Origin of the sequence: Halosimplex halophilum (genome assembly GCF_004698125.1) — an archaeon.
GTDB lineage: Archaea > Halobacteriota > Halobacteria > Halobacteriales > Haloarculaceae > Halosimplex > Halosimplex halophilum.
This window is the reverse complement of sequence record NZ_ML214298.1, coordinates 160,236-181,205: the sequence shown is the minus strand read 5'-3', so window position 1 is coordinate 181,205 and position 20,970 is coordinate 160,236. Positions and strand designations below refer to the sequence as shown.

The following is a 20,970-nucleotide window of genomic DNA, read 5'->3' as shown; positions in this document are numbered from 1 at the left end:
TCATTCCTCGGCGACGCAGTAGAGCGAGCCGTCCGCCGAGCCGACGAACAGCCGGCCGGCCGCGACGGCGGGCGAGGAGTCGACGTAGTCGTCGAAGGTCACGCGCCACCGCTCGGTCCCATCGTCGCGAGCGACGGCCAGGACGCCGTCCCCGCCGCCGACGTAGACGCGGTCGCCGGCGACGGCGGGCGACGAGCGGAAGTCGTGGTCGGTCTCGTGGGTCCAGTCCTCGCTCCCGTCCGCGCGGTCGAGCGCCGAGAGGACGCCCACCGTGCCGGATTCCTCCGCCGTAGGTGTCTCCCCGCCGGTCAGCGCGGCGCCGCGGTAGCCGTACGACGCGACGAACACCCGGTCGTCGGTCACCGCCGGCGAGGACTTGACGTTCGCTTCGGGGAGCGAGACCCGCCACTCCGGCTCTCCCGATTCGGCGTCGAGCGCGGCGACTCGTCCGGCGGCGTGGACGGCGACGTACACCGAGCCGTCGTCGTACGTCGGCGGAACGAGGACGGTCGCGCTGTCGTCCTCGGCCGCGGTCGCCGACCGGGACCAGCGTTCCTCGCCGCTGGCCGCGTCGAGCGCGAACACCTCGCCGGTGTGGTTGCCGACGTAGACCCGCCCGTCGCCGAGCGCCGGGCCGGTGAACCAGTCCTCCGGCCCCTCGAACGACCACAGCTCCTCGCCGGAGTCGGCGTCGAGCGCGAGGACTTTGCCGGCCTTCGACTTGTCCGTGTCGCCGCTGACTACCATCGGCATGTTCCCCGCGGTTCCGACGTAGACGGTCCCGTCGCGGACTGCGAGCGTCCTGCTGTGGAGGTTCTGCTCGGTCTCGTGGCGCCAGGCCGCTTCGCCGTCGGTCGTCAGCGCGTAGACGACGCCGTCGGCGTCGGCCGTGTAGACGCGCCCGTCGCGGACCGTCGGCGCCGTCTCGACGTAGCTGCTCGTGGGGAACTCCCAGCGGGCCTCGCCCGTCTCCGCGTCGAAGGCGTGGACCGCGTCCGCCGCGCTCCCGGTGTAGACGACGCCGTCGGCGACCGTCGGCGGACAGAGGACCGTCGGCGCGTCGCCGATCGCTGACCACGCGATCCGCCCGTCGACCGGCCCCGCGCCGTCCGGGCGGTACCCGGTGTGTCCGTCGTCACCCCCGAACGTCGGCCAGTGCGCGTCCGACGCCTGGGCATCTCCGGACGCCGTCGTCTCGGCCGCGTCACTGTCCGTCGGCTCGTCCGTCGCCTCGGCGTCCGTGGCCGTCGCGGTTTCCGTCGCGTCGGTCCCCCCGGCAGCCCTCGGCGCCGTCGCCGTCCCCGGCTCGTCCGGCCGGCTCAGACAGCCGGCCAGGCCGAAAGTACCACCGAGTGCGGCCAGCCGCCGGCAAAACGAGCGTCTATCCATGTTCCGACAACACCCAACCGAAACAATAGGTCTTGTGGGGGCGTGGAGACGAGCGCCGCCACTGTACCGCGCGAGCGCAGCGAGCGCGGTTTCCACCGAGCGCGCGGAGCGCGCTCGGCCTTTTTCGCCCACGTTTTTGCGGCGGGGGTGCCCGCAGCGCCGCTCCGCGGCGCGAGGACACCCCCGTCGGAAAAAGGTGGTACGCCAGGACTGGGATTTGAACCGGAGGAAGACGTTCCGGGCGTGCGGCCCTCCGGGCCGTTCCGGGGCTGCGACTTCCAGGGGTTCAAATCCCGGTCAGAGACAGTTCGCGCGCTCACGATGGCGAGCACACGAGGTGCTCGCCGAAGTTGTTCGCGTCAGAAGCGCCAGGACTGGGATTTGAACCCAGAATCCCAAAGGGAACACGCTTTCCAGGCGTGCGCCTTACCGTTCGGCCATCCTGGCTCAGGTGGAAATACCGCGGTCGGGTGGTTAAGGGCTTTCGTTCTCGGTCGGCAGCCGGTCCCGGGTCAGGTGGGTCGCCGTCGCCGCGGCGACGGCGACGACCGCGGCGACCCCGAGTTTCGGCGCGAACCCGACGCCCAGGTCGCCGAGGAGCTCGTAGCCCTGCGCGAGCACGAGGAAGGAGAGCCCGCCGACCAGCCCCCACAGCAGGCTCGACTTGGCGGCGGGGGCGACCAGCGGTTCTCGCGGAGCCGTCGCCGCCGCGTCCGGGCGCTCGTCGGACGCGCGGTCGCCGGGGGAGTCCGCCTCGTCGGCCATCACTTCGTCGCGATGGCCTCGATCTCGACGCCGACGCCCTTGGGGAGTTCGTCGACGCCGACGGCGCTGCGGGCGGGCGGCTCGTCGTCGAAGAAGGTCTCGTAGGTGTCGTTCATCCCGTCGAAGTCGTCGATGTCGTCGAGATAGACCGTCACCTTCAGCACGTCCGCCATGCCCGCGCCCGCCTCGTCGAGGACGGCCTCGACGTTCTCCAGCGCCTGCTGAGTCTGGACGTCGATGGCGGCGTCGTCTAAGAGTTCGCCGTCAGGGGTCAGCGGGATCTGGCCCGCGGTGAAGACCAGATCGTCGGTCTCGGTCGCCTGGCTGTACGCGCCCACGGCCGCGGGCGCCGCGTCGGTGCTGACGATGCGCTTCATACCGGGAGGGGCGACCGCGAGCGGCTTAAACTCGGTGACGAGCGGACGGGCGACGGTGTGCCACCGGCGGGGCCCGGTCTTACGTCGGCAGATAGTAGAAGACCATCGCGACGAACGGCGGGACCGTCGTCACGACGGCGTACCAGACGGCGCCGGCGAACAGCAGGGCGCGCGTGACCACGGGGTCTTCGAGCCAGTCGTAGCCGAGCGCGGGGAGGCCGAAGGCGGCGACGGCCCAGCAGGCCAGCGCGATGAGCGGGCCGGTGAAGATGACGATAGTGGCGACGGCGTCGTCGCTGGGGGCGTTCGTCAGCGCCGCGAACAGGAACGATACCTGTAGCGTCGCCAGCGCGAGGAAGGCCAGCCCGTAGTTCGCCGCCCAGTGGCCCAGCGGGCCGACCGCGAAGAGCGCACGGACGCGCCGGGATATCAGGAACGGGAGCCACAGCGCCGCCAGCCCGACGCCGGCCGCGACGAACACGGCGAGGAGGAAGGCCAGTCCGTAGAACGTGTCGACGATCTCGTCGACCGGGGAGGCGAACAACGGCGGAGCCACCGCCGTCGGTACCGGGGACGCCGGTGACGGATCCGCGAACGGCGGGAGAGGGACCATGCGGGCGGGTGCGTCCACTCCCGAGAAAGGTCTTGTGGAGGAACTAACGGGTTCGGTTCGCCGGTGAACCGACGGTCTCGCGGTCGGGCAGCCAGGCGGTCAGGCGGTCAGTTTCGGTTCGAGGTCGCCCCGCTCGTCGAGCTGTTTGAGGATGTCGCTGCCGCCGACGAAGTCGCCGTCGACGAACGTCTGGGGGATGGTCTCGCGGTCGCTGTGGCGTTCGAGCGCGGCGCGGAACTCGTCGAGCGACTCCAGCGTGTCGACGACCTCGACGTCGTCGCGGTACTGTTTGAGCAGCGTCAGCGCGCGGTCGGAGTAGCCGCACTGGGGCATGATCTCCGTGCCCTTCATGAACAGCACGACCTCGTTGTCCTCGATGGCCTCGTCGACGCGCTGGTCGACCTCCTCCTGCGGGAGGCCCTCGTCGGGTTGGAACGTCATACCCGTGGTCTGGGTCCCCTCGTGGATACCTCTTGCGACGGGCGGGGTCGCAGTCGCCGTCCCGATCGCGATGCAGGTGGCCGGTCGGCGTGGCCGGCGTCTACGCGTCGAGGACCTCGATCAGGTTGCCCTCGGGGTCGCGGAGGAAGAGGATCGTCGTGCCGGTCGAGGAGGTCTGGGGTTCGCTGACGGTCTCCACGTCGTCGGGTAGTCCCTCGTAGAAGGCCTCCACGTCGTCGACGCCGAAGCCGAGGTGTTTGGCGCCGCGGTCGTTGACGGCCTCGGCGACGGCCTCGCCACCCTCCGGGTCGTACTCGACGAGTTCGACGCGGGTGCCGTCGCCGTCGAGGTGGGCGAACCGACCGGTGGCGTTCTCGACGCCGACGCCCCGGGAGAAGTTCTCGCCCGACGATTCGAACTCGGCGAGGACTTCGAGATCGAAGACCTCGGTGTAGAACTCGACGGCCCGGTCCAGGTCGGCGACGGTCGTTCCGGTGTGGTGGACGCTTCCGGTCATGGGCGGGTGGGCGCGGGCCAGCGCCGAAACGGTGTCGGTCCCGAGCGGGCGCCCGAACCGATCGAACTCCGGCGAGACGGGGTCGACCCTCCGGGCCGGTAGGGACGGCCGAATCAGCGGTTATACGCCCCTGATCGCCGGTAACTGACCCGTAACAATGATCGGGGACGGCGTAGGCCCGGTCGTGCGAGAGGAACACTCCGACCCGCCGGACGGGAGAGTCATCGTCGGGCCGCCGCCGCCGCCGGCCGCCGCGCCCGCGGACGTGCTCCCGGCGGTCGTCCGGACGCGCAGCGACGACAGCGAGCGGTACATCTGTTACTCCGCCGCCCCGGAGTACGACGGCGTCGCCGAGACGCGGCTGTCGGTCGACACCGACGCCGTCGTCGAGCGGGAGCTGTGGCGGTAGTTCACTCGCCGAAGCGAACCGAACCGTCCCGCAGCCGGTCGACGGCGGCCTCGACCCGCCGGCGGTCGACCGAGCGGATCCAGGCGTCGGTGGCCGACAGCTCCGCGAACGGCCACCAGCGCGCGTCGGCGGCCTCCGGACCGGGGTCGAGCGACCCCGTCGTCGCGGCCCGCTCGACGGCGAAACAGACCGAGAGATACGAACCGTCGGCCGGGTCGGCGACCGTGAAGTCGGTGCGGACGAGTTCGAGCGCGTCGGGGTCGACCGCCAGCCCGGTCTCCTCTTCGAGTTCGCGCGCGGCGCCGGCGCGGGCGGACTCGTCGACTTCGAGGATCCCGCCGGGGACCGCCCAGGCGCCCCGATGGGGCTCGTTGGCGCGCTCGATCAGCAGCGCCGCGTCGCCATCCTGTGGCTTCGCCGCACTGCCCGGGGCACTCCGTCCCCCGCTGTCGAGGACGACGACGCTCCCCCCGGGCGTCGGGTTCTGGAAGATTATCTCCTCGCAGTCGGGACAGTATCGGCGGTCCCGCCCCTCGAAGACCGCCGTCTCCAGCGCGGTCCCGCAGTACGGACAGTAGTCGGCTTTGCGCTTGGTCATCAGTAGGATTCGACCGGGACGCCGAGCGCCTCGAAGTCGTCGACGTTCTCGGTGACGACCGTCGCACCGCGGTTCTCGGCGACGCCCGCGATCAACACGTCGCCAGCCAGCGCGTTGATCCGGTCCTGCGCGACGGTATCGTCCGCGTGGAGGTCCGCCTCGATCCCGGCGGCGGCGAACGCGTCGTCCGGACTGAACGGGAAGACGGTGAGCCAGCCCAGCTCCGCGAGGATCGACTCAAGCGACGGATCGTTTTCGACGGCGTGAACACCGACGGCGATCTCCTCGACGTTGACCGTCGAGGTGACCAGATCCTCCTCGTCCTCGTGGGCTTCGAGGAACGACTCGATGCGGGCGTCGCCGCGGTAGTAGTGGGCCAGAAACGTCGTGTCGAGCAGCTTCACGCGTCGCCCTCGTCGTCGTCCCGTCGCGGACTCTCGTCGCCCTCACCGGCCAGCGCGTCGAACACGTCGGACTGCCTGGCCGCGAGTCCTGCCCCGCGGCGTTCCCGACTCTCCCGGGCCGCCCGCTCCAGTCGTTCGCCGTCCGCGTCCTCGTACTTCCCGAAGCCCCGTCGCCAGTCGGTCCGAACCGCTTCGGTCACTCGCTTGACCACGTCGCTGAAGCTCTCACCCTCGCGCTTTTCGGCGCTGAGTCGCTCGTAGGCCTCGTCGTCGAGCCCGATCGTCTTCGTTCCCATGTATTGTGTTTGTGCACACAGACACAAAATCGTTCGGTCGGTTCATCCCTTCAGTCCCGTCCCGGTGAGCGCGACGACCACGTCGTCGTCCGGCGCAAGGACGCCACGCTCGCGGTAGTCGGCCAGGGCCGCCGTGGCTGTCGCGCAAGTCGGCTCCACGTGGAAGCCTGCCCGGGCGAGGCGGTCGTGTTCGCGCTCGGTGGCCTCCGGACCGACCGCGACCGCGTCGCCGTCCGTCTCCTCGACGGCCGCCAGGATCCTGTCCAGCCGGGCGGGCTCGCGGATCTGGATGCCGTCGGCGGCGGTGTTCGAGGGCGCGTTGTCGGGTGCATCCCGGCCGAGCGCGTCGGCGACCGGCGCGGCCCCGGTCGCCTGCGCGCCGAGCAGCCGCGGCATCCCGTCGGTCCAGCCGGCCTCGCGGAGCGCCCGGAAGCCGCGGTAGGCGCCGAGAAAGAGGGTCCCGTGGCCCAGCGGCGTGACGACGGCGTCCGGGACTTCCCAGCCCCGCTGGGCGGCGAGTTCGAGCGCGAACGTCGCCGTCCCGCGGAAGAACGCGGGGTTCCAGGCGTGGCTGGCGTACCAGCCCTCGCCGCGTTCGACCGCCTCGACGCAGGCGTCGGTCACGTCGCCCCGGGTACCCTCGACGCGGACCACGTCGGCGCCGGTCCGCTCGATGGCCCGGAGCTTGCCGGGTTTGGCCTCGGCCGGGACGTAGATCTCGGCGTCGACGCCCGCGCGGGCGGCGTAGGTCGCGATGGCGAGGCCGGCGTTGCCCGAGGAGTCTTCGAGGACCCGGTCGACGCCGAGCCCGGCCGCTCGCGATATCGTCAGCGCCGCACCGCGGTCCTTGAAACTCCCGGTCGGGAACACCGATTCGAGTTTGAAGGCGGCGTCCCACGCGGGCGCGTCGACGACCGGCGTCCACCCTTCGCCCAGCGTGACCGCGCGTTCGGTATCGAGGAACGGTTCGAACGCCCAGAGGCCGCGGTCGCGGTCGAGGTGGTCGGGTGGGGTATCGGCGTCGGGCAGGGGCCGGTCGGCGTAGTCCAGTGGGCCCCCGCACTCGCAGCGCCAGGGGGCGTCGGCGCCGTCGGCGTACTCGCGGCCGCAGTCGCCGCAGGTGAGCATGGGGGAACTATCGACGCGGGCGGTCCAGAAGGTGTCGGTCGCGGCGGCTCGTTCACTCCGGTCGGGGCCGCGCTACCGCTCGTCGAGATCGGGGAACTCGAGGTCCTCGGGGCCGGTGTAGCGGGCGCGCGGGCGGATCAGGCGGTTGTCCTCGACGTACTCGGCGGCGTGGGCGATCCAGCCGGCGGCGCGGCTCATCGCGAAGATGGGGGTGTAGATGTCGACGGGGATGCCCATCTGGTAGTACGTCGACGCCGAGTAGAAGTCGACGTTGGGCGCCAGGCCCTTCTCCTCGGCCATGAACTGTTCGATCTTGGTGGAGTACTCGTACCACTTGGGGGTGCCCGCGGCCTCGCCGAGTTCCTGGGAGCGCTCGCCGAGGATCTTCGCGCGGGGGTCCTTGACGTTGTAGACGCGGTGGCCGAACCCGGAGATGCGCCGCCCCTCGTCCAGGGCCTTCTCGACCCAGCCGACGGGGTCGCGGTCGCTCTCGTCGACCTCCTTGAGCATCTCCATCACGTCCTGGTTGGCGCCGCCGTGCAGCGGGCCCTTCAGCGTCCCGATGGCCGAGGTGACGGAGCTGTGCAGGTCCGAGAGCGTCGAGGCGGTGGTGATGGCGGAGAACGTCGAGGCGTTGAACCCGTGGTCGGCGTGGAGGACCAGCGCCATGTCGAACGTCTCCGCGAGCACGTCGTCGGGCTCCTCGCCGTTGAGCATGTAGAGGAAGTTGGCGGCGTGGCTCAGGTCCTCGCGGGGCTCGACGGGGTCGTCGCCGTCGCGCATCCGGGTGAACGCGGCGAGGATCGTGGGGATCTTGGCGGTGATGCGCCGGCCCTTGCGGAGCGTCGCCTCGCGGTCGGTGGCGGGCTCGCCGGCGTCGGGGTCGTACGCCGAGAGCATCGAGACGGCCGTGCGGAGCGCGGCCATGGGGTTCTCGTCGGCGGCGGCCAGCTGGCCCACCGTCTCGAGCACGTCCTCGTCGACCGACCGCTCGGCGACCATCGAGTCGGTGAAGGCGTCGAGGCGGTCGGCGTCGGGCAGCTCGCCGTGCCACAGCAGGTGGATGACCTCCTCGTAACTCGCGTGTCTTGCGAGGTCCTCGATCGCGTAGCCGCGGTAGATGAGTCGCCCCTCGTCGCCGTCGATCTGGCTGAGATCGGACTCGGCGACGAGCACGCCCTCGAGGCCCTTCCGTAGCTCGTCGGTCATACCCCACTCGTTCGCCTGGACCGGCCAAAAGGGTTACCGTTCTCCGGTGGACGCGTACGGAATCACCGAACGTTCACTGGACGAACGTACACCGCCGCGATCGCGACACCGCACACGGATCGCCGCCCTCCGAACCGCAGCCCCCGACGAACCAGCGATCCAGTCGTCGATATATGTTTCGTCGATCGTCGTTATCGCGGCGACGAGAGCCGGAGATGTTCGATTCTCGCGAACGCCCGTGTTGCGGCGGGCCGGACCGGTCGCACGGACCGGTTTCGCGGCGGTTCGGGGTCGATTTACGGGCATCTGGCGGGTCGTCGGGGCGGTCTGGCGCAGTGAGACGGTCGCGTCGGGGAGAGCGGTCACAGCCGCCGCGAGAGGCGGACGGCCCGGCCCAGCGTCAGGAGGAAGGCGACGAGGCCGGCCGTCGACATCGCGAGGACGAACCCGAGACCGACGTACAGCGCGGGCGAGCGCCGCGACCCGGGGAGGGCGACGAACAGGACGAACGCCGCGAGCGCGAGCGCGAGGCCGGCAGCCAGGCCCCACTTGGCGTTGCGGCGGACCCGGAGCGCGGCGACGAAGGCGGCCTTGCCGCTGTCCGCGTCGGCGGCTTCTGCCGGGACTGCGTCGGCTGCCCCGGGCGGAGCGGCGTCGCGGTCCGGTCGGTCGCCGGCCATGTCCGTCCGTTGGGCCACGACCGGCAAAGTCGCGTCGATCGACGGCCGCCGCGACGCCCGGGCGAGGCGGAGCGCCGCGGCGGCGCCGGTCCCGGCGGCCGGGAGACACCGAACCGCTAAAGAACGGGCGGTCCCGCAGTGTTGGTAATGACGACGCTCGGTACGGCCCAGGCGGCCCCCGGCGAGATGGACACGGGGCGCCTGTCGGTCGGCGAGACGCGCGACGGGACGGAGGTGGGGCTCCCGGTCGCGGTCATCAACGGCGCGGGCGACGGTGACACGCTCTACATGCAGGCGGCCAGCGACGGCGACGAGCTCAACGGCGTCGGCGTCGTACAGCGGGTCGTCCCCCAGCTCGACCCCGCCGAGCTGTCGGGGACGATCCTCGTCGTCGGGGTCGTCAACTACCACGCCTTCCAGGTGGCCGAACACCGCAACCCCATCGACGACACCAAGACCAACCGCGCCTACCCCGGCGACGAGACGGGCACCTCCACCGAACGCATCGCCGCCGCCACCTTCGAGGCCGCCCGCCGCGCCGACCTGATCCTCGACCTCCACCAGGGGTCGACCTCCCGGATGATCGACGAGTGTCGCGTCCGCTGCGGGAAACGGCACCGCCTCCACGACGCCTGCCTCGAACTCGCGAAGGTCTTCGACTGCGGCTACGTCCTCGACCAGAAGGGCCCCGACGGCCAGCTGGCCCGGGCGGCCCCCGACGAGGGCATCCCCACTATCGACCCCGAATTGGGGGGGTGTGTCGGCTGGGACGAGGAGTCCATCCAGGCCGGCGTCGAGGGCGTGTTCAACGTCCTTTCCTACTACGGGTTCGCCGACGGCTCGGTCGACCTGTCCCCGCAGACCCGCGCCAGCGGCTTCGAGCAGTACGGCGCCCCCGCCGGCGGCCTCGTCTCCATGCAGGCCGAACTCGGCCAGCGCGTCTCCCGCGGCGACACCCTCTTCGAGGTCACCGACACCTTCGGCGGCGTCAAGGAGACCGTCACCGCCGACTCCTCGGGCGTCTTCTGGCGCGCCCGCCGGCTCCCCCAGGTCGCCACCGGCGAGTACGTCTGTTCGGTCGGGACCGACGTGGACAGCTACTAGACCATCTTTTTCCACCGGGGTCTCCTCGGCGCGCGGAGCGCGCCTGCGGGAACCCCGGCGGCAAAAACATGGGTGAAAAAGCCGGAATCTCGCTTCGCTCGATTCCGGTGAACCGGCGCTCCGCGCCGAATGCTTGCCCGCACCGCCTCCGCTACTCCTCGTCTTCCCCTCGTCGCTCCCACGTCTCGACGGTGAAGTTCTCGTACTCGTCGGTCTCGACCAGCCGCCAGTCGGCCTCGTCCCACTCGGGGTAGTAGGTGTCGCCCTCGTACTCGCCGGGGACCCGCGTCAGGACCATCCGGTCGAGGTGGGGCTGGAACAGGGCGTAGATGCCGGCGCCGCCGAGGACGTAGGCGCGGTCGGCCCCCAGCGATTCGAGGATTTCGACGGCCTCCGCGACGGAGGCGGCGTGATGCGCGTTCTCGCGGTCGTATCTCCGCTCCGTCCGGCTGAGGACGACGTGCGCCGACCCCGGCGGGTCCGAGAACATCTCGTAGGTGCGTCGCCCGTAGACGGTCGGGTGGCCGGCGACGCGCGCGCGGTACTGCTCCTTGTCCGCGGGGAGGTCCCAGGGCACCTCGTCGTCGCGCCCGATGACGCCGTTCTCGGCGACCGCGGCGACCGATATCAGCTCCATACCGGTCGTTCGGGTGCGACGGTCATAACGGCCCCCGTCTCCCCCGCGGCCGCTCAGTCGGTCGGATCAGGGTCCGGCGGCTCGGTGTCGCCGTCGCCGCCGCTCGCGCTCCCGCGCTCGTCCATCATCGCGGCGGCCTTCTCGGCCCAGTCGCCGCGGGCGAACCCCCAGGTGACGACCGCCAGCGCCCAGAACTGCTGGAGCGCGACCGCGGCGTAGATGCCGGGGACGCCCCACCCGAGGACGACGCTGGAGAGGTAGCCGAACCCGAGCAGGAAGCCGAACATCCCGGTCGTCCGCGCGACGAAGGGGGTCCGGGTGTCGCTGCCGCCCTGGAGCGACCCCGAGATAGCGAGGTAGGCGCCGATGGCCGGCGCCGCCACCGCGTAGGCGCGGGCGAACCCGACCGCGTACCCCGCGGTCGGCGGGTCGCTCGTGAACAGCGAGACGAACCAGTCGGCGCCGAGAAAGAGCGCGACGGCGATGGCGCCCATCGTCAGGACCGCGAGGGCGGTCGTCGCCCACCCCTGGAAGCGCGCGGCGGCCACGTCGCCCTCGCCCAGCGACTGCCCGACGACGACGCTGGCGGCGGTGTGGTAGGCCCGCCCCAGCGGCGAGGTGACCTGCTGGTACATCCGCCGACCGATCTGGTAGGCGGCGTTCACGTCCGTCCCGAACGTCAGCAGCAGCGCGTTGAACGGGAACTCGGCCAGCGTCGTCGCCAGTCCCTCGCCGATCCGGGGGGCGCTGACGGCCAGCAGCTGCTTGGCGATCACGAGGTCCCGCGGCCGGGCGAACGACGCCTCGGTCCGGTCGCTCCAGATGGCGACGGAGAGGACGCCCGCGGTGAACGCGTTGCCGACCGCGGTCGCGATCCCGACGCCGACGATGGCGAGCCTGGGCGCGCCGAACAGGCCCAGCCCCAGCACGAGCGAGCCGACGATGTTGAGCATCGAGGAGGTCACGTCGACGTACATCGGCGTCCGGGTGTCGCCGGTGCCCTGGAGCGCACGCGCGGCGACCAGCGCGACGTGTCGCGCCGGCGCGCTCGCGAAGACGACGGCGAGGTAGGTGCCGCCCATCGACGCTACGTCGGCGGGCGCGCCGAGCAGCGCGATGGCCTGCTCGCCGAACAGGAAGCCGAAGGCGACGAACGGGACCCCCGAGAGCAGCCCCAGCAGGACGGCCTGGGTGACCGCCTGGTCGCGGTTCTCGACGGCCGCGCTCCCCGTGTCCTGGCTGGACAGCGCGATGGCGCCGCTGCCGAGCCCGAGGCCGATCCGCAGCGGGAAGCGGGCGTACAGGTCCGCGAGGCCGACCGCCGCGACCGCCGCCGGCGAGAACAGGCCGGTGACGACCACGTCGGTCGTCCGCATGAGCGTGCGGAAGACGTGCTGGACCATCATCGGCCACGACAGCGAGAGGACTCGCCGCCAGACCGCCAGCACGCGCTCGCGGGCGCTCGCCGCCGACATTGCCCGTGCTCCGGACTCGGCCCGATTCAAGCTATCGATGGCCGATAGGTCGTCGCGGTCCTGTCCCGCGACCGCCGGGGCCCAGACCACCGCAACGCCGATACGGCTCGCCGGCTATCCACCCGCCAATGGACGTGTTCGTCTACGGGACGCTCACCGACCCCGAGCGCGCCCGGACGGTCTTGGACGACTTCGAGTTCCGCGAGTCGGCCGTGCTGGACGGGCTCCGCCGCGTCGAGGGGGAGTACCCGACGCTCGCCCCCGGCGGGTCCGTCGAGGGCCGGATCCTCCGGACCGACGACATCGCTGCGCTCGACCGCTACGAGGGCGTCGACAGCGGGCTGTACGTCCGCGTGTCGGTGCCGCTGGCGGACGACGGAGCGGACAGCGACGGGAGCGGCGAGGACGCGACCGTCGAGACCTACGTCGGCGACCCCGAGCGGCTGGACGCGCCCGCGGAGTGGCCCGGCGAAGACGGGTTCGCCGAGCGGGTTCGGCGGTACGTCCGGAGGAACGATGTGACCATCCGACAGCGAGACGGTACGTTCACCGATTTCGACGGGTACGAGGGGAACGAGTCGACCGACGCGACCGCGAACCACGACAAGTGGGGGATCGAGTAGACGCTGGGAGCGCCCCCGGGACGACGGCGGTTCCCTCCGCAGTCCCGCGGTTTCACTTTCACTCCGGGTGGCTCGCCTTCAAGTACTATCGCGCGGTAGTCGGTGGTGTCACACGCTCTTTCCCCCACATCTAACTCCCGTCGAGCGGTAGCTGTGGTATGATCGAACTCGCGGACGTGCTCGACGCGCGCGAGCGGGTCGCGGCGACCGCCCGGCACACGCCGCTGGACTACTCCCACACGTTCTCGGCGATGACCGGCGCCGACGTGCACCTGAAACTGGAGACGTTCCAGCGGACCGGCTCGTTCAAGATCCGCGGCGCGACCAACAAGATCGCGACGCTCTCCGACGAACAGCAGGACGCCGGCGTCGTCACCGCCTCGGCCGGCAACCACGCCCAGGGCGTCGCGCTCGCGGCCACCCGCATCGGCGTCGACTCGAAGATCGTCATGCCCGAGCACGCCCCCGTCTCGAAGGTCAAGGCCACCCGCAACTACGGCGCGGAGGTCGTCCTCCACGGCGCCGACTACGACGAGGCCGCCGAGAAGGCCCACGAGATCGAGCGCGAGGAGGGCCGCGTCTACGTCCACGCCTTCGACGACCCGATGGTGATGGCCGGCCAGGGCACCATCGGTCTGGAGGTTCTCGAAGACCTCCCCGAGGTCGAGACGCTCGTCGTCCCCATCGGCGGCGGCGGGCTCATCTCCGGTATCGCCACCGCGGTCAAGGCGAAAAACCCCGACGCCCGGGTCGTCGGCGTCCAGGCGGAGGGGGCCTCCAGCGTCGCCGACTCCCTGCAGAAGGGCCAGATCGTCGAACGCGACAGCGTCGACACCATCGCCGACGGCATCGCCACCCGGAAGGTCGGCACGCGGACCTTCGAGGTGATCCGCGAGCGCGTCGACGAGGTCGTCACCGTCACAGACGACGAGACCGCGGTCGCGCTCACCACGCTGCTGGAGCGAGGGAAGACCCTCGTCGAGGGCGCCGGCGCGGTGCCGCTGGCGGCCCTGCTGGAGGGCAAGTTCGACTACGAGGACGACGAGGTGGTCGTCCCCTGTCTCTGCGGCGGCAACATCGACCTGAACGTCCTCACCACGGTCATCATGCGCGGACTCGTCGAGACCGGCCGCTATCTCCGGATCCGGACCACGCTCAAGGACCGGCCGGGCGAACTCGAACGGCTCGTCGAGGTCATCAGCGACGCCCGCGCGAACATCCACGCCATCGAGCACGACCGCGCCGGCAAGGACGTGGCCATGAACGCCGCCGAGGTGGAGCTGGACCTGGAGACGAAGGGGCCGGACCACGCCGACGCGCTGCTGGAAGCGTTGCGCGAAGAGGGCTACGAGGTCGACGTGCTGGTCTGAGCGCGGCAGTGCTGGTGCGAGCGCGGCAGGATGGATAGCGCCCGCGCCGCCGCTACCGGGTTCGGAGACGTGGCGGCTCGGAGTCCCGTGTCGTCACAAGGGGCTCGGAGGGGTAACCATTCGTCATCGCCGCCACGCGGAGGAAGGCGGCGCCGGCGTATGAAACTCCCGTCTCCCGCGCGGACAGTGACAAGCGTTTTTCCGCTCGCCCGCCTCGCTCCGGGCATGGATCTCGCCGACATCGAGGCGCTCATCGAGGAGTCCATCCCCGACGCCGAGGCGGCCGTCACCCGCGCCCGCGGCGCCGACGACGACGACCACCTCGCCGCCACCGTCGTCTCGCCCGCCTTCGCCGACGAGTCGCTCGTCGACCGCCACCAGATGGTCTACGACGCCCTCGGCGACCGCATGACCACCGACATCCACGCCCTGGAGGTCGAGACCTACACACCCGAGGAACGCGAGGAGTAGTCTCCGGAGGAACCGGGAGCGAGTCTACCGCAGCGATCCGTTCGACCGCACCGCAGAACAGCGTGAAAGCCCCGACCGTCTCGGCTCGGGCGGCTCGCTGCGCGCCTCGCCTCGTTTCACTCGGCTGCGGTGCTTGCTTCCCCGGCCGTCGCCGAGACGGTCGCCCCTTTCATTCCCGCCCGTTTCTACTGACCGACCAGTCTATGCGGGCGGGAATGAAAGGGGCAGCCGGTTCGACGCAGACGGGCGACGCAAGCACCGCAGCGAACACAGTGAGCGAGGAGCGCAGCGAGCCCCTCAAGTCGAACCGGCTGGGGCTTTCACGCTGTTCTGCGGTGCTGTTCTCGATCGCTCCGGTCGCGGTGCTGGCGCCGAGAGAGTCACCGAAACTCACCGACCAGCCGCTCAAAGCCGTGGGTACTCCTCCAGCGCGTCCTCCAGCCGTTCCGTCGCGTCGCGGCACGCCTCCAGTTCGTCGGCCACGTCCCCGCTCGCCAGCCGCTCGCGCTCCTCGGGGCCCAGCTGGGCGCGGGCCTGCGCGCTGTTGCGGAGCCGCTCGTAGTCCGTCTCCCGGGGCAACTCCCGCACCTCGCGCAGCGCCACGAGCACCGCCTCCCCCTCCTCGACGCGGTCGGCGAAGCGCGCGACGACGCTGGTCAGTTCGCGTGCCCGGAACCGGAGCGTCTCGGCCTCGACGGGCGGCCAGTCGACGGTCAGCGGCTCGGCGTCCAGCCGCCGCAGGTAGGTCCGCCGGGTCGAGACGTTGCGCTTCAGCGCCGCCGGGTCGTCGACGTAATGGTCGAGCTTCGACTTCGAGTACTCCGCGTACTCCAGCAGTTGCCCGACCGGCTCCTCGCCGGCGGCGTGGCTCTCGACGTACTCCCGGAGGTCCGCGGGCGGCGACTCGAAGGGCACGAGCGGAAAGGCATCGGTCTTGGCGACGAACGCCAGCAGGTCGCGGGCGCTCGCCGACGAGCGGAAGTCGGCGAACGCGTCGCGGACGCGGTCGTTGTAGGTCTCGATGGGGTCGCGCAGCCGCTCGGTCGGGGCGTCGAGGTCCGCGTCGCCCAGGCGCTGCAGGTCCTCCAGGTCCTCGATCCGGTCCGCGAAGTCGTCCAGGCGGCGTTCGACGGCGAACCGGGCGTCCTCGTAGCGTTCCCGGGCCTCGTCGCGGTCGTCGATCCGGCGCACGTCCTCGCGGACGGGCTCCAGCGCCGAGCGGACCTTCGCCCAGTCGGACTCGGTGAGCCGGCGCTGCTGGAGCAGGTCGTCGACCTCCTCGAAGACCTCCTGGTGGCGGATGTCGTCGGGCATCTCCTCGACGACGGCGGCGATCTGGCTCTGGAACTCGATGAACGTCTTGAAGTCGCCGTCGCCGGTGACCTCCTCCTCGTAGCGGTCGAACAGCCGGGTGAGGTCGTCGTACGTGTCGGCGACGGTCCGGAGTTCGGACTCGCCGACCTCGTCGACGCGCTCGCGGGCGCGCTGGAGGGCGTCGCGGGCCTCCCGCAGGTCGGCGACGAGGTCGTCGGCGGCGGCGCGGGGGTCGTCGGCCGGGGACTGGGCGGCGTCGCTCATCTCACTCGTAGACTTCGTCGGGGTCGAACACCTGTTCGCCGACGGTCTCGCCGTCGACGGTGCGGTGGAAACACGACTCGTAGCCGGTGTGGCAGGCCCCGCCCGTCTGGTCGACGAGATACAGGAGCGCGTCGCCGTCGCAGTCGACGCGGATCTCCTCGATCTCCTGGACGTGGCCGCTGGAGCCGCCCTTCTTCCAGAGTTCCTCGCGACTGCGCGAGTAGTAGTGGGCCAGCCCCGTCTCGCGGCTGCGCTCGACGGCCTCGGGGGTGACGTACGCGAGCATGAGCACCTCGCCCGTGTCGGCGTCCTGCGCGACCGCGGGGAGGCGCTCGTTCTCGTCGAACGCCAGGTCGACGTCGCTCATACCCCACCTGGGTCCGACCGCCGAATAGGTCTTTTGTCGTCGGCGAGGCGGCCGGACCGGCGCCCGACCCGCTGACGGCGGCGTCGCGACCGCCGGTCCCGCGGCGTCGCCCACACTTATGCCGGGCGGGACACAACCCACGGGCGATGATCGGATCCGTCCGGCGGTTCCTCGCGGCGATGGCCGAGGAAGACGCGCGGACCCGGGCGTTCCTGCTCTGGAACGCGGGCAACACCGTCGTCGCGGTCGGGCTGCTCGTCGGGGCGTTCGCACTGCTGGTCGTGACGAACGCGCCCGGCTTCCAGCGCGGGGCCCTGCTCGCCTACATCGCCGTCGCCGTCCTGTGGCTCGTCTCCATCTTCACCATCGGGCCGCTCTACGAACGACTCGTCCCCGAGGAGTAATGCGGACAGCCCGTGCAAGCGCCCTTCACACGAGCACGGAGACGAGCTGGAAGAAGAGATCGCCGTAGACGAGGCTGACGACGAGGGCGACGAACATGGGGACGATGAAGGGCATCCCCGGGGAGATCCACACCACGTCCTCCTCGGTGAGCACGTCGAGGCCGTCGCGCAGCCCCTCGGGGGTCGTCCCGTAGGCCGACCCCTCGATGTCGTCGAGGAACGCCCCCGCGCCCCAGGGGTCGTCGTAGTCGCCACCCCCGTCGGCTGCCGGCTCGCCGTCGTCGCGCCCGTCGGTGGCCGACCCGTCGCCACCGCTCGCTTCGCTCCCGCGGCCGCCGTCGGCGGCCGCCCCGTCGTCGCCTTCGGCCGCCCCGCCGTCGCTCTCGGTCGCGAGTTCACCGCTCTCGGGGATCGAGCCGTCGCCGGGCGGGTCGGGGTCGTCGGGGAGGCTCGCGGGGTCGCGGTACCGCTCCGGGTCCTCGCGGAGGGCGGCCAGCGTCGCCCCGCGCCAGCGCAGGTACATCCGGAGGGCGTCCAGGTCGAGGCCGCCGCGGGTGAAGCCGTCGGGCGTCTGGAGCAGGGAGCCGTACTCGGCGGTCGCCTCCTCGGCGCGGATCGGTCTGCCGATGAACATGATCGGCGCGAGGTGGCCCGAGACGGCGTTGCGCAGCGTGACGGCGACGGGGTAGGCGGCGCCGACGAGCACCGTGTTCGAGAGGACGGTCAGCGAGAAGACGCCGACGGTCGTCCGGGTCAGCGGCAGCGACTCGGCGGGGAGGTAGTAGGTCGGGAAGGTCGGGAAGAGGACGGCGAGGACGATCAGCGCCTTCGCGTCGGCGCCGCCGAAGCCGCCGAACCAGTAGAAGAGGTAGCCGATGGACCCGACCATCCCGAGCGAGAGCGCGACGCGGAGGTAGAACCGCTCGCGGGCGACGAGCCCCCCGGGGAGGTCGCCGGCCGACACCCGCGAGACGTCCCACGCGAGCAGGGCGATCCCCAGCAGGGCCAGCGGCAGCCACGTGGCGTTGGGCACCCGCCGGGTTCGCACGTCCCGGTAGGCGGCCCAGGCGAAGACGGGGACGGCCGCCAGCCGCAGCAGGTCCGGCGGCGAGCTCTCCGTCAGGACGGTTCCCAGCCAGTCGAGCACGACCGAACCAGCGCGCCGGCGGCAATTAGTGGTTTCGACGGCGGCGGGCCCCGGCCGGGGACGGCCGCCGGGCCGCGACCGGACGGTCCCGGGCCGCGAATCGACGGCGCGGCCGCTGGGGCGGCGGAGAGTGGGGGCGAGTCGCCCCGCCCAGAAGCGTCGGCCCGGAGGGGCCGATTATATGACGCGGTTCTGCAGGTAGTCGAGGTGCTTGGCGTTGTAGACGATCTTGACCTCGTCGGTCGCGGCGCTGCCGATGCAGGTCAGGCGGACGTTCTTCTCCTCCACCTCTTCGTCGGAGAGGATCTGCTGCATGTCCATGTCGATGTCGCCCTCGACGGCGATGGCGGCGCAGTTGGCACACGCGCCGGCGCGACACGAGAAGGGCCAGTCGTAGCCCTGGGCCTCGGCGGCCTCGAGGATGTACTCGCCCTCGTTGACCTCGAGTGTGCCGTAGTCCTCGTCGTCGAGGTCGGCATCGGCGGCCTTCTCGAAGGTCTCGTCGTCGTACATGTCCCAACCCTTGTCGTCCAGTACTTCGTAATTCAGGTACTCTACGGTGGGCATCACTTGCCAAGTTCGCCCCCCTGACTGTTAGACCTTGCTGTTCGTCGGACCGTTTCGCGGCCGCGAGCGCAATATCTGCCGGCCGCGCGGGTCCTGTGGTGGACGTACGTCCGAACGTGTTCCGGCCGACGCGGAGGGGTTCACGGGGACGAGCCGGACCGGGTCACAGCGGGACGAACCGGAAGAGCAGGAACGAGGCGACGGTCGCGATCCCGGGGACGACGTTCTGGAGGAAGATGACCCGGGCGGTGGTCTCGGGCTCGAACAGATCCGCGGCCCGTGGGATGTCCTCGCTCTCCTCGTCGCCGATGGCCGGCGAGTCCGTCGGCTCGGGCGTCCCGCCCTCGCCGCCGACGGTGGGGGCGTCGGGCGCGTCGGCCGCGAGCGCGCCGACCGAGACCTCCGGGGCGTCGCCCTTCCGGGCCTCGGAGAGCGTGACCGTCCGGGTCGCCCGGCCCCAGCCGAGGCCGACGATGCTCATCGTCGCGATGATGACGAAGCTCGCGGGCACGCCCAGCGCCGAGAGGCCGGTGACGATAGTCGAGCTGACCGCGGCGACGACCAGCGCCGCGAGCAGCGGCAGGTCGGTCAGGTCGTTGCCGACGGTGTCCATCGTCCGGCGGGCGATGGTGAAGGCGCCGAGGCCGATGGCGCCCCCGCCGAGCAGGATGGCGGGGTTCATCCCGACGGACTCGCTGCCGACCAGCGGCGCGACGGCGTTGGCGACGTTCGAGGCGCCCGCCGAGAAGGCCATGTAACAGCCGATGCCGACGACCGAGAGCGTCCCGACGAACTCCCGGCGGGTCGTGTTCGGCCCCAGCACCGGCTTCGGGAGGCCGCCCGACCGGTCGAGTTCCAGGAGCGCTCCCTCGGTCTGGGTGACCGCGAACCACTCGACGAGCCGCGGGTAGTAGTAGCGGCCGACGACGGCGCTGACCCAGAACGCCAGCACCGGGGAGACGAGCCACCAGGTGACGATCTGGCCCATCTCCGCCCAGTTGAGCGTCCCGCGGGCCAGCCCCAGTCCCGCCATCGCGCCGACCGCCGTCATCGACGTGGAGGCGGGGACGCCGGCGACGTTCGAGAGGAACAGCGCCAGCCCGATGAAAAAGAGGACGCCGATGCTGATCTCCAGCGTGAACGTCGTCGTGACGATGTCGCTGCCGAGCGTGTCGACCACCTCGCGGCCGACGGTCCAGCCGCCCAGCAGCGCGAACACCGTCATCAGGCCCGCCGCCGTCACCTTCGAGATCGTGTTGCTCCCGACGGCCGGGCCGAAGGCGACCCCCGTCGAGGAGCCCCCGATGTTGAACCCGACGAAGACGGCGACCGCGAGCCCGACGAGGAGGAGGGCCTCGACCATACCGATCCCCTGACCCACCGGCGAGTAAAACCTACCGACAGTCGCCGCGTCCGGCGGCGACGCCGGCGCGAACTGACGGGGGTCGACCGGGACGGCGACCGGGCGAGGCCGGGGTCGACCGACACGCTTTCGCCCCCCGCTCGCCCACGGACGGGTATGTTCCCCGAGTTCGAGGTCGTGCCCGCCGTGGACGTACAGGACGGGCAGGTCGTCCAGCTGGTCGGCGGCGAGCGCGGTACCGGGAAGGCCTACGGCGACCCCGTCGAGGCCGCCGAGGGGTGGGTCGAACAGGGCGCGGACACCTTGCACCTCGTCGACCTGGACGGCGCCTTCGAGGGCGAGCGCGCGAACGCCGCGGCCATCGAGGCCGTCGTCGACGCCGTCGATGTCGAGACGCAACTGGGCGGCGGCATCCGCACCGTCGAGGACGCCACGGGCCTGCTAGACGCCGGGGTCGACCGGGTGATCCTCGGCACCGCCGCCGTCGAGACCCCCGACATCGTCGCCGAGATCAGCGAGGACTACCCCGGGACGGTCCTCGTCAGCCTCGACGCGAAGGACGGCGAGGTCGTCGTCTCCGGGTGGACCGAGGGGACGGGGCTGGACCCAGCCGAGGCCGCCGCCCGCTACGAGGATCTGGGCGCCGGCGGGATCCTCTTCACCGACGTGGACGTGGAAGGGCAACTGGACGGGGTCCGGACCGAGCCCGTCGAGCGGGTGGTCGAGGCGGTGGACATCCCGGTGGTCGCCAGCGGCGGCGTCGCGACCCTGGAGGACGTGCGCGCGCTGAAGGACGCGGGCGCCGCCGCGGTCGTCGTCGGGAGCGCGCTCTACGAGGGGGAGTTCACGCTCGAAGAGGCGATTGAGGGAGTTCAACAGAGATAGATAGACTTAGCCTTGTTTAGACGCTGAATCGCAGCCTGCTAAGGGGCTGTGTCGCGATCAGCAATAAACAGACGCCACTAGTTCGACTCACCCAATCGTTTTTTGTACCAGCAGATCGATCACGACTCAGAAACTGTCGAGATTCGCCGATAA

26 protein-coding genes and 1 tRNA gene are annotated in these 20,970 nt (G+C 71.1%); 7 read left to right on the top strand and 20 right to left on the bottom strand.

Annotated features, from left to right (window positions below):
- From E3328_RS12035 to E3328_RS12005, 7 genes are all read right to left on the bottom strand, one after another.
- Positions 1-1,389, bottom strand: a complete 1,389-nt coding sequence (locus tag E3328_RS12035; protein ID WP_135364887.1) for an outer membrane protein assembly factor BamB family protein — start codon at positions 1,387-1,389, stop codon at positions 1-3.
- 366 nt (positions 1,390-1,755) lie between these two features.
- Positions 1,756-1,836, bottom strand: a tRNA-Ser gene (locus E3328_RS12030).
- Between the two features lie 27 nt (positions 1,837-1,863).
- The gene (locus E3328_RS12025) at positions 1,864-2,154 is read right to left on the bottom strand and encodes a DUF7981 family protein (RefSeq protein ID WP_246023004.1); all 291 of its coding nucleotides are present in this window, start codon (positions 2,152-2,154) and stop codon (positions 1,864-1,866) included.
- On the bottom strand, positions 2,154-2,531 hold the full coding sequence (locus E3328_RS12020) for a Rid family detoxifying hydrolase (RefSeq protein ID WP_135364886.1): 378 nt from the start codon (positions 2,529-2,531) through the stop codon (positions 2,154-2,156). The genes E3328_RS12025 and E3328_RS12020 overlap by 1 nt, the downstream gene beginning before the upstream one ends.
- Before the next feature lie 79 nt (positions 2,532-2,610).
- Entirely contained in the window at positions 2,611-3,144 is a 534-nt protein-coding gene (locus E3328_RS12015; RefSeq protein WP_135364885.1) for a DUF8162 family protein, read from the bottom strand.
- 99 nt (positions 3,145-3,243) lie between these two features.
- Positions 3,244-3,585, bottom strand: a complete 342-nt coding sequence (locus E3328_RS12010) for a glutaredoxin family protein (protein WP_135364884.1) — start codon at positions 3,583-3,585, stop codon at positions 3,244-3,246.
- A 100-nt stretch (positions 3,586-3,685) separates the two neighbouring features.
- Positions 3,686-4,102 carry a VOC family protein gene (locus tag E3328_RS12005; RefSeq protein WP_135364883.1) on the bottom strand — a complete coding sequence of 139 codons (417 nt, stop codon included), beginning with the start codon at positions 4,100-4,102 and terminating at the stop codon, positions 3,686-3,688.
- Positions 4,103-4,286: 184 nt separating this feature from the next.
- Here E3328_RS12005 and E3328_RS12000 point away from each other — a divergent pair, with 184 nt between their 5' ends.
- Positions 4,287-4,511: a hypothetical protein gene (locus E3328_RS12000; RefSeq protein ID WP_135364882.1), complete on the top strand. Its 225-nt coding sequence runs from the start codon at positions 4,287-4,289 to the stop codon at positions 4,509-4,511.
- A 1-nt stretch (position 4,512) separates the two neighbouring features.
- Here the strand turns inward: E3328_RS12000 and E3328_RS11995 are convergent, their stop codons facing one another.
- From E3328_RS11995 to E3328_RS11970, 6 genes are all read right to left on the bottom strand, one after another.
- Entirely contained in the window at positions 4,513-5,109 is a 597-nt protein-coding gene (locus E3328_RS11995; RefSeq protein WP_135364881.1) for an NUDIX hydrolase, read from the bottom strand.
- Positions 5,109-5,513, bottom strand: a complete 405-nt coding sequence (locus tag E3328_RS11990; RefSeq protein ID WP_135364880.1) for a type II toxin-antitoxin system VapC family toxin — start codon at positions 5,511-5,513, stop codon at positions 5,109-5,111. The genes E3328_RS11995 and E3328_RS11990 overlap by 1 nt, the downstream gene beginning before the upstream one ends.
- A complete protein-coding gene (locus E3328_RS11985) occupies positions 5,510-5,809 on the bottom strand; it encodes an antitoxin VapB family protein (RefSeq protein ID WP_135364879.1) in 300 nt (99 codons plus the stop codon). Before E3328_RS11985 ends, E3328_RS11990 begins: the two co-directional genes overlap by 4 nt.
- A gap of 42 nt (positions 5,810-5,851) precedes the next feature.
- Positions 5,852-6,937 carry a threonine synthase gene (locus tag E3328_RS11980; protein ID WP_135364878.1) on the bottom strand — a complete coding sequence of 362 codons (1,086 nt, stop codon included), beginning with the start codon at positions 6,935-6,937 and terminating at the stop codon, positions 5,852-5,854.
- A 72-nt stretch (positions 6,938-7,009) separates the two neighbouring features.
- Positions 7,010-8,146: a citrate synthase gene (gene citZ, locus E3328_RS11975; protein ID WP_135364877.1), complete on the bottom strand. Its 1,137-nt coding sequence runs from the start codon at positions 8,144-8,146 to the stop codon at positions 7,010-7,012.
- A gap of 362 nt (positions 8,147-8,508) precedes the next feature.
- Positions 8,509-8,844, bottom strand: a complete 336-nt coding sequence (locus E3328_RS11970) for a DUF7536 family protein (RefSeq protein WP_209452196.1) — start codon at positions 8,842-8,844, stop codon at positions 8,509-8,511.
- A 129-nt stretch (positions 8,845-8,973) separates the two neighbouring features.
- Between E3328_RS11970 and E3328_RS11965 the strand changes: the two genes are divergently transcribed.
- Positions 8,974-9,930, top strand: coding sequence for a succinylglutamate desuccinylase/aspartoacylase family protein (locus E3328_RS11965; RefSeq protein WP_135364876.1), 957 nt, complete (start codon positions 8,974-8,976; stop codon positions 9,928-9,930).
- Positions 9,931-10,081: 151 nt separating this feature from the next.
- Here E3328_RS11965 and E3328_RS11960 read toward each other — a convergent pair whose 3' ends face one another.
- Both E3328_RS11960 and E3328_RS11955 read right to left on the bottom strand, forming a co-directional pair.
- A complete protein-coding gene (locus tag E3328_RS11960) occupies positions 10,082-10,567 on the bottom strand; it encodes a dihydrofolate reductase (protein WP_135364875.1) in 486 nt (161 codons plus the stop codon).
- A 53-nt stretch (positions 10,568-10,620) separates the two neighbouring features.
- Positions 10,621-12,042, bottom strand: coding sequence for an MATE family efflux transporter (locus tag E3328_RS11955; RefSeq protein WP_209452195.1), 1,422 nt, complete (start codon positions 12,040-12,042; stop codon positions 10,621-10,623).
- A 128-nt stretch (positions 12,043-12,170) separates the two neighbouring features.
- Between E3328_RS11955 and E3328_RS11950 the strand changes: the two genes are divergently transcribed.
- From E3328_RS11950 to E3328_RS11940, 3 genes are all read left to right on the top strand, one after another.
- Positions 12,171-12,665 (top strand): gamma-glutamylcyclotransferase family protein, encoded by a 495-nt coding sequence (locus E3328_RS11950; protein WP_135364874.1) that lies wholly within the window; start codon positions 12,171-12,173, stop codon positions 12,663-12,665.
- Positions 12,666-12,823: 158 nt separating this feature from the next.
- Positions 12,824-14,035, top strand: coding sequence for a threonine ammonia-lyase (ilvA, locus tag E3328_RS11945; RefSeq protein ID WP_135364873.1), 1,212 nt, complete (start codon positions 12,824-12,826; stop codon positions 14,033-14,035).
- A 225-nt stretch (positions 14,036-14,260) separates the two neighbouring features.
- Entirely contained in the window at positions 14,261-14,506 is a 246-nt protein-coding gene (locus E3328_RS11940; RefSeq protein ID WP_135364872.1) for a BolA family protein, read from the top strand.
- A gap of 405 nt (positions 14,507-14,911) precedes the next feature.
- On the opposite strand, the gene E3328_RS11935 is transcribed toward E3328_RS11940, so the two are convergent.
- Positions 14,912-16,084 carry a DUF7118 family protein gene (locus E3328_RS11935; RefSeq protein WP_209452194.1) on the bottom strand — a complete coding sequence of 391 codons (1,173 nt, stop codon included), beginning with the start codon at positions 16,082-16,084 and terminating at the stop codon, positions 14,912-14,914.
- A 1-nt stretch (position 16,085) separates the two neighbouring features.
- Positions 16,086-16,451, bottom strand: coding sequence for a phosphoribosyl-AMP cyclohydrolase (hisI, locus tag E3328_RS11930; protein WP_135364871.1), 366 nt, complete (start codon positions 16,449-16,451; stop codon positions 16,086-16,088).
- Positions 16,452-16,597: 146 nt separating this feature from the next.
- Between hisI and E3328_RS11925 the strand changes: the two genes are divergently transcribed.
- Positions 16,598-16,855, top strand: a complete 258-nt coding sequence (locus tag E3328_RS11925; RefSeq protein ID WP_135364870.1) for a hypothetical protein — start codon at positions 16,598-16,600, stop codon at positions 16,853-16,855.
- A gap of 25 nt (positions 16,856-16,880) precedes the next feature.
- Here E3328_RS11925 and E3328_RS11920 read toward each other — a convergent pair whose 3' ends face one another.
- The 3 genes from E3328_RS11920 to E3328_RS11910 all read right to left on the bottom strand — a co-directional run bounded on the left by E3328_RS11920 (position 16,881) and on the right by E3328_RS11910 (position 19,932).
- Positions 16,881-18,002 carry a prepilin peptidase gene (locus E3328_RS11920; protein ID WP_135364869.1) on the bottom strand — a complete coding sequence of 374 codons (1,122 nt, stop codon included), beginning with the start codon at positions 18,000-18,002 and terminating at the stop codon, positions 16,881-16,883.
- A gap of 177 nt (positions 18,003-18,179) precedes the next feature.
- Entirely contained in the window at positions 18,180-18,569 is a 390-nt protein-coding gene (gene fer, locus E3328_RS11915; protein WP_135364868.1) for a ferredoxin Fer, read from the bottom strand.
- Positions 18,570-18,732: 163 nt separating this feature from the next.
- Complete coding sequence (locus E3328_RS11910) at positions 18,733-19,932, bottom strand: inorganic phosphate transporter (protein ID WP_135364867.1); 1,200 nt, start codon at positions 19,930-19,932, stop codon at positions 18,733-18,735.
- A gap of 156 nt (positions 19,933-20,088) precedes the next feature.
- Between E3328_RS11910 and hisA the strand changes: the two genes are divergently transcribed.
- Positions 20,089-20,817, top strand: coding sequence for a 1-(5-phosphoribosyl)-5-[(5-phosphoribosylamino)methylideneamino]imidazole-4-carboxamide isomerase (hisA, locus tag E3328_RS11905; protein WP_135364866.1), 729 nt, complete (start codon positions 20,089-20,091; stop codon positions 20,815-20,817).
- Positions 20,818-20,970 lie beyond the last annotated feature (153 nt).

Coding starts and splice junctions, on each gene's coding strand:
- E3328_RS12035 (WP_135364887.1), bottom strand. CDS start 1,389: ATGGATAGACGCTCGTTTTGCCGGCGGCTGGCCGCACTCGGTGGTACT.
- E3328_RS12025 (WP_246023004.1), bottom strand. CDS start 2,154: ATGGCCGACGAGGCGGACTCCCCCGGCGACCGCGCGTCCGACGAGCGC.
- E3328_RS12020 (WP_135364886.1), bottom strand. CDS start 2,531: ATGAAGCGCATCGTCAGCACCGACGCGGCGCCCGCGGCCGTGGGCGCG.
- E3328_RS12015 (WP_135364885.1), bottom strand. CDS start 3,144: ATGGTCCCTCTCCCGCCGTTCGCGGATCCGTCACCGGCGTCCCCGGTA.
- E3328_RS12010 (WP_135364884.1), bottom strand. CDS start 3,585: ATGACGTTCCAACCCGACGAGGGCCTCCCGCAGGAGGAGGTCGACCAG.
- E3328_RS12005 (WP_135364883.1), bottom strand. CDS start 4,102: ATGACCGGAAGCGTCCACCACACCGGAACGACCGTCGCCGACCTGGAC.
- E3328_RS11995 (WP_135364881.1), bottom strand. CDS start 5,109: ATGACCAAGCGCAAAGCCGACTACTGTCCGTACTGCGGGACCGCGCTG.
- E3328_RS11985 (WP_135364879.1), bottom strand. CDS start 5,809: ATGGGAACGAAGACGATCGGGCTCGACGACGAGGCCTACGAGCGACTC.
- E3328_RS11980 (WP_135364878.1), bottom strand. CDS start 6,937: ATGCTCACCTGCGGCGACTGCGGCCGCGAGTACGCCGACGGCGCCGAC.
- citZ (WP_135364877.1), bottom strand. CDS start 8,146: ATGACCGACGAGCTACGGAAGGGCCTCGAGGGCGTGCTCGTCGCCGAG.
- E3328_RS11965 (WP_135364876.1), top strand. CDS start 8,974: ATGACGACGCTCGGTACGGCCCAGGCGGCCCCCGGCGAGATGGACACG.
- E3328_RS11960 (WP_135364875.1), bottom strand. CDS start 10,567: ATGGAGCTGATATCGGTCGCCGCGGTCGCCGAGAACGGCGTCATCGGG.
- E3328_RS11955 (WP_209452195.1), bottom strand. CDS start 12,042: ATGTCGGCGGCGAGCGCCCGCGAGCGCGTGCTGGCGGTCTGGCGGCGA.
- E3328_RS11950 (WP_135364874.1), top strand. CDS start 12,171: ATGGACGTGTTCGTCTACGGGACGCTCACCGACCCCGAGCGCGCCCGG.
- ilvA (WP_135364873.1), top strand. CDS start 12,824: ATGATCGAACTCGCGGACGTGCTCGACGCGCGCGAGCGGGTCGCGGCG.
- E3328_RS11940 (WP_135364872.1), top strand. CDS start 14,261: ATGGATCTCGCCGACATCGAGGCGCTCATCGAGGAGTCCATCCCCGAC.
- E3328_RS11935 (WP_209452194.1), bottom strand. CDS start 16,084: ATGAGCGACGCCGCCCAGTCCCCGGCCGACGACCCCCGCGCCGCCGCC.
- hisI (WP_135364871.1), bottom strand. CDS start 16,451: ATGAGCGACGTCGACCTGGCGTTCGACGAGAACGAGCGCCTCCCCGCG.
- E3328_RS11925 (WP_135364870.1), top strand. CDS start 16,598: ATGATCGGATCCGTCCGGCGGTTCCTCGCGGCGATGGCCGAGGAAGAC.
- fer (WP_135364868.1), bottom strand. CDS start 18,569: ATGCCCACCGTAGAGTACCTGAATTACGAAGTACTGGACGACAAGGGT.
- E3328_RS11910 (WP_135364867.1), bottom strand. CDS start 19,932: ATGGTCGAGGCCCTCCTCCTCGTCGGGCTCGCGGTCGCCGTCTTCGTC.
- hisA (WP_135364866.1), top strand. CDS start 20,089: ATGTTCCCCGAGTTCGAGGTCGTGCCCGCCGTGGACGTACAGGACGGG.